The sequence below is a fragment of the Coprococcus intestinihominis genome, from assembly GCF_040096555.1.
GTDB lineage: Bacteria > Bacillota > Clostridia > Lachnospirales > Lachnospiraceae > Coprococcus_A > Coprococcus_A intestinihominis.
On the sequence record NZ_JBBMEK010000251.1, the window covers coordinates 1 to 4,897 of the forward strand.

8 protein-coding genes and 1 pseudogene are annotated in these 4,897 nt (G+C 36.0%); all 9 read right to left on the reverse strand.

Translation table 11 applies throughout. From position 1 onward, the window contains the following. A pseudogene (locus WMO25_RS14900) lies at positions 1–461 on the reverse strand (hypothetical protein); the annotation flags it as partial. Positions 462–473: 12 nt separating this feature from the next. Then, the gene (locus tag WMO25_RS14905) at positions 474–1,070 is read right to left on the reverse strand and encodes an accessory gene regulator B family protein (RefSeq protein WP_349085966.1); all 597 of its coding nucleotides are present in this window, start codon (positions 1,068–1,070) and stop codon (positions 474–476) included. Further along, positions 1,070–1,225, reverse strand: a complete 156-nt coding sequence (locus WMO25_RS14910; protein ID WP_195480891.1) for a cyclic lactone autoinducer peptide — start codon at positions 1,223–1,225, stop codon at positions 1,070–1,072. Before WMO25_RS14910 ends, WMO25_RS14905 begins: the two co-directional genes overlap by 1 nt. Positions 1,226–1,323: 98 nt before the next feature. Then, positions 1,324–2,634: a sensor histidine kinase gene (locus tag WMO25_RS14915; RefSeq protein WP_337546861.1), complete on the reverse strand. Its 1,311-nt coding sequence runs from the start codon at positions 2,632–2,634 to the stop codon at positions 1,324–1,326. Continuing rightward, entirely contained in the window at positions 2,627–3,361 is a 735-nt protein-coding gene (locus tag WMO25_RS14920; RefSeq protein ID WP_055156941.1) for a LytR/AlgR family response regulator transcription factor, read from the reverse strand. The genes WMO25_RS14915 and WMO25_RS14920 overlap by 8 nt, the downstream gene beginning before the upstream one ends. A gap of 86 nt (positions 3,362–3,447) precedes the next feature. Beyond that, the gene (locus WMO25_RS14925) at positions 3,448–3,687 is read right to left on the reverse strand and encodes a helix-turn-helix domain-containing protein (protein WP_055152358.1); all 240 of its coding nucleotides are present in this window, start codon (positions 3,685–3,687) and stop codon (positions 3,448–3,450) included. Positions 3,688–3,813: 126 nt separating this feature from the next. Continuing rightward, entirely contained in the window at positions 3,814–3,981 is a 168-nt protein-coding gene (locus WMO25_RS14930) for a hypothetical protein (RefSeq protein WP_349085970.1), read from the reverse strand. 413 nt (positions 3,982–4,394) lie between these two features. Then, entirely contained in the window at positions 4,395–4,604 is a 210-nt protein-coding gene (locus WMO25_RS14935) for a hypothetical protein (protein WP_055303585.1), read from the reverse strand. A 13-nt stretch (positions 4,605–4,617) separates the two neighbouring features. Further along, entirely contained in the window at positions 4,618–4,803 is a 186-nt protein-coding gene (locus WMO25_RS14940) for a hypothetical protein (protein WP_349085972.1), read from the reverse strand. Positions 4,804–4,897: the final 94 nt, after the last annotated feature.

The window sequence follows — 4,897 nt, forward strand, 5'->3', positions numbered from 1 at the left end:
ATAGAGTGTGCATACTCTGTCATAATTCTCGGTAATATAGGAACTTTCAGTTTATATAAGCAATTAGCCGTCCTTTGAATAAGCACTGCTAGCGGACCCGGATAAGCAGCTATGATTTCCATATAGCTCTCTGCAGCCGGATCACCTTCATATGCCGCTTTCATATCCGATATTACTAGCCGTTGCAGAAAAGGAAGCGTCATTTCAAATTTTCTCAACACTTCCTCTACTGCAGTATCTCCTTTACCTAAAAAATCCAAATATTCTTTCAAAAGGAGCTGTATCATCTGTACTGCGTATCGCTCATCCTTTTTTTCACCTTGCCAATATTCCATATAGAAAAATTTTCTTAGCCAATAGACAAAATCTTGAATCCATTTATTATCTGAAGACTTCTCTAAAATCCCTTTAATTTGAAATATGTCATTGTCACTTTTCTTCAATTCGTTTCTGTTTCTCATTTTATTTTCCTTTTATATGTTAGTTTTCTCTAACTTATATGCAAAAAAATTTTTTACTGTTCCTAGTACAAGGCTACTTGCTAAAATTATATGAGCCACTGCAATTCCTTTAGCTACTATTGAAATTCCTATCGTTTCAAAACAGAATGCCAATACAAATTCGATAGCCAACAATGTTCTTGCACGTTTCCCATAAATCTTTCTTTCTACTTTATCTAGTCTTTTACTTCCAGTATCCACCGGGGCTAACAATAATATAATCACAATAGAAACAAACCATGTTATCCGAAATGCAATTCCCATCATTGAATCTATTGCCAAATATTCTCCACATATAAAAACCAGGAAACTGGAAACACAAATGCAGCTTATAGATTTTCTCAAATGAATTCCTCCTACATACTGCCTTAAAAAAACAAACGGCAGTAAAAAGCTGAACATCCCTAACCAGTTTCCCGTTATGCTACCCAATACAATAATAATAGAATATATAAGAATTCTGCTTAACAACAGTCGATAAGCATATTCATACAGCCTACGTTCTTTTTCCCCAAGAATTCCCCGTTGACTTTGTAGAGTGAAAATCCAGTCAATTATCCTTTTTCTCATTAAAACTTTCTCATCTTCTTAACTTCGTCCGGTTCTTCATCCTGAAAATATAACCAGTCACATGCAAGATTTGCGGAACGTGCTGTCAATTTGAGCGCAAGCAAATTGATGCCCTCTAATACCTTTGTTGTTACTTTGTCTAATATTTTCTTCATGATTTTTGCCTCCTTTTTTCAAAATTCTACTAAAAAATCGACTCTACTACAATTACCTCGGCCAAAACGGTAATTTTTTGGGCGATTTTTGCATAGTCTTATCTAATTGTAAAGATTATCTCAACAGAAAACTCCCGTTCTCCTGTAACAATCCTCATGATTCCTCCATATCTTTCCACCAGTTTCTTTACCGTATGAAGCCCGATTCCATGACTGCCGGAATCTCTTTTTGTACTTATATATCGGTCCTTCTCTTTTATTAAAGGCACAATATAATTATTGCGAAATTCCATTACCAGGAAATGATTTTCATTCCCCATATACATATTACAAATCACATACTTATCTTTCTCTGTCTTTTCAGCAGCCTCGATTGCATTATCCAAAAGATTCCCCACAATAGAAATCAAATCTAGGTCTTCTATAAAATCTGTCCTAAGATTATTTCCAAGTTTGATTTTATACAATATGCCTTTTGATTCGGTGACAAATTTTCTTTCACATAAAATGCTGTTTAGAACCGGATCAGCGCAGTAACTATAATTTTTCAGTTCCTGTATCCGGATCCCCAAATGTCTTACCATGTTATCCAGCTCAAGATTTTTTCCATTTTCTATCAAGTTCGCTGTAATACAAAGAAATTTACTCACATCATGCAGAAAAGCCATTTTATCTTCGTTTACCTTATTGATATATTTCTGATTGATATTTTCAGCTTTACTTTTCTGATAAAGCAATTCCATCTTTTTTACTTCTTCAGACCTTTCAATTAATTTATCAAAGACTGCAAATATACAAATATTCGTCATTAACAGCAATGCTGCTCCAATAGGAATCATGATACGATTTACACCGGTAAAAGAAATATTCGAATAGTATATACACATAAAAATGATAATTGTCGCCACCGGCAGAGTTAACAGCACAGTAAACAATTTATTTTCAATCGTCAGATAATTTTTCTTTCTTGTTATCTGGTTAATACATTTCACGAGTAAAAAAGTCATCGTTTTCATCAACAAAATAGCTAGTGTTTTTTCCAGCTCTGACTGAAATTCGTTTGCTGTTCCAGTTATTCCATAGGCTTCAGTAATCGCAGCAAACAAAAACTCTGGTACGATTGCCAACATATAATAACAACAGGCCATGATAACTTTCTTCCACTTACTGCCTTGAAAAATAATAATAGCAGCAATCGTATAACTTGCGGGAATAATCGCAATATTAAATAGCGTCGTTCCCATATGATTTGCAATAAAAATACAAAGTGCCGCAGCAAAGTACACCCCAATTCTTTTCCATAAAGGTTCTACCCTATACGGAAACATATTTTTCCCAAAATCATTCAGCATCCATACCTGAAGGCTGCAAACTAAAACATCTCTTAGTAAACTCATCAGATCAACCATTCCTTTCCCTCAGATATTCAAACAGTGCCTCGGTAAACTCTTCTTTCTTTGCTCTTGAAACATTCAGTTCTATTCCGCATTTCAACCGTAGTACGCCTTTTTCTAACCCTTCTACTTTTCCCAACTTAACAATGTAACTATAATGCGCCTGTGCAAATCCCTGATCTTTTAGCTGTTCACATAATTCTCCAAACGCTTCTCTGCACCGAACTGTCTCTTTTTCTTGCTCTTTCACAATGGTTATCTCACATCCTCTTTTGGCTCTGGAAACATATAAGATATTTTCCACATGTATGCGTATTATCTTCCCCGCCGATGTCACCGTTACCGCATAGTCATTCAGAAAGCGTCTCTTTACCTCAGTCATAATAGCTGCAATTTCCCGGCGTAAGCTGGTATCGTGTAAGTCCTTCATAATATACCGAAAGGGCTGTCCGAAATTTATACTGTCCACTGTCGGCTCAAAATAACTGGAATAGAAGATTAAAACTGCATCTTTGTTATAATTTCTCAATTTTAATGCTGTTTGGTTTCCATCCAGCCCCGGCATACGGATATCTATAAAGACTAATTCGTGGAGAATATCCGTATGTTTCAAAAGTTCATTTCCTGATTCGTATTCATAAAATCTGATTTCATTTTCAGGCAAACTATTTTCATGCTCTATAATCTCCCTGATCGTTTTTCTATATCTTTTATCATCATCACAAATCGCTATCTTATACATAATCCTCCCTCATTGTTAGTTACGGCTAACCTTATTTCATAAAAAAACCATCCCGCAGAATTTTGCCATGAGATTATCTCTTACTTCTATAACTCCGGTTCCAACTCTGCAAAGATGGAATCTCCAAAAAATTCTGGTATTGTGATTTCTAATCCATCACACAATTTCTTGATTGTAACTACGCCTACATTCTTACTCTGCCCATACAAAATATTCTTCAGCGTTGATGGCGGAACACCAGAACGTATCGCCGCCTCATTCACGGTAATATCCTTTTGCCTTATCAATTCTTCAAGACGATATATAACTGCTGTTTTCATATCCATGATTTCTACCACCTTTTCTCTATTCTATATAAATTGCCCGTAAAAGGTCGCCCATATATAGTCTTTTTGAACAAAGATACATCTTTGTAAGCTTTGTATACTTTCGTGGTAGATAATTCAGCATTTTTACCAAAACAAAAAGACATCGGCGCATACCGATGTCTCAAGATAATTTTTTTCTATTTTATATCTCGCTGTTTTCATTTCCCCTTCTTTGTCAAATTCCATCCGCATCTGTCCTACAGATTCCCATGTTTCAAATGGAATTTCCATATATTCTAAGACACGCTTCATTCCTAAACCACCGTCTTGCACTGGCCACATACATAAATCATAATATTTCGGATGTGTAACCTGCAGTCGCTGATGTCACGCTTTTCACATAAAGATGTTATTTTATCCGCAATATACTTCTCTATCTGCAAGTAACTATACCTCATTTCCTCTATCACATGTTCTATTGTACCTGTAATAATGAAAAAATATTAGTAATCAACTTTGCAATCATTTAATCCCATAATAGGAAGTATACGCATAAAAAATATAAAGATACTCTCTTTTCCGCAAAAGTCATTTTCGCTTATATCATTTTTATAATATCACAGGTTATTTCATTTGTCACATAAAACTTCGAAGCACAAACCTTTCAAAGCAAAAAAGCCGGAAGCCACGTTGTCATCCGTGACCTCCGACTTGTTTTGCTTATACTACACTGTCCTTACACCCAAATCAGCCCCTCTCTCTGGCTTATCTTTTCCCTGTTTTTCCTGGATAATTCTCTTATTGATTTCCAATCGTTCATGGATTGACGGTTTTTTCTCTTTTCCTGGCATTGCCTTTTTCTGTGCTACTGCCTTTCTTTCAGCTTTCCCTGCGTCCTTAACTGCTGTATTTGCTTCAACGCCAGCTCTTGGCACAGCTTCTCTGCTCTCATTTTTTCTCTGCCACCTGCTGTTCTCGTCTCTCCTTCACACCTTTTTCTTCCAGACTGCAAAAACTCTGCAAATACGGCAGTACATGATTCTGCATATCCGTCAGATCTTCCATATACTTCTGAAATTCTTCATTGCCTTTTCCTTGCTGATAGCTGATCCAGCTTTCATCCGTCAACTTCATTTCATATTATTGTTAAGAAGCTTCCGCTTGGAACTGATCCAAACTGTTGCAAAGGCTTCTGTATGCGGGAATGTCGAAAGACCTGCATCGTCAT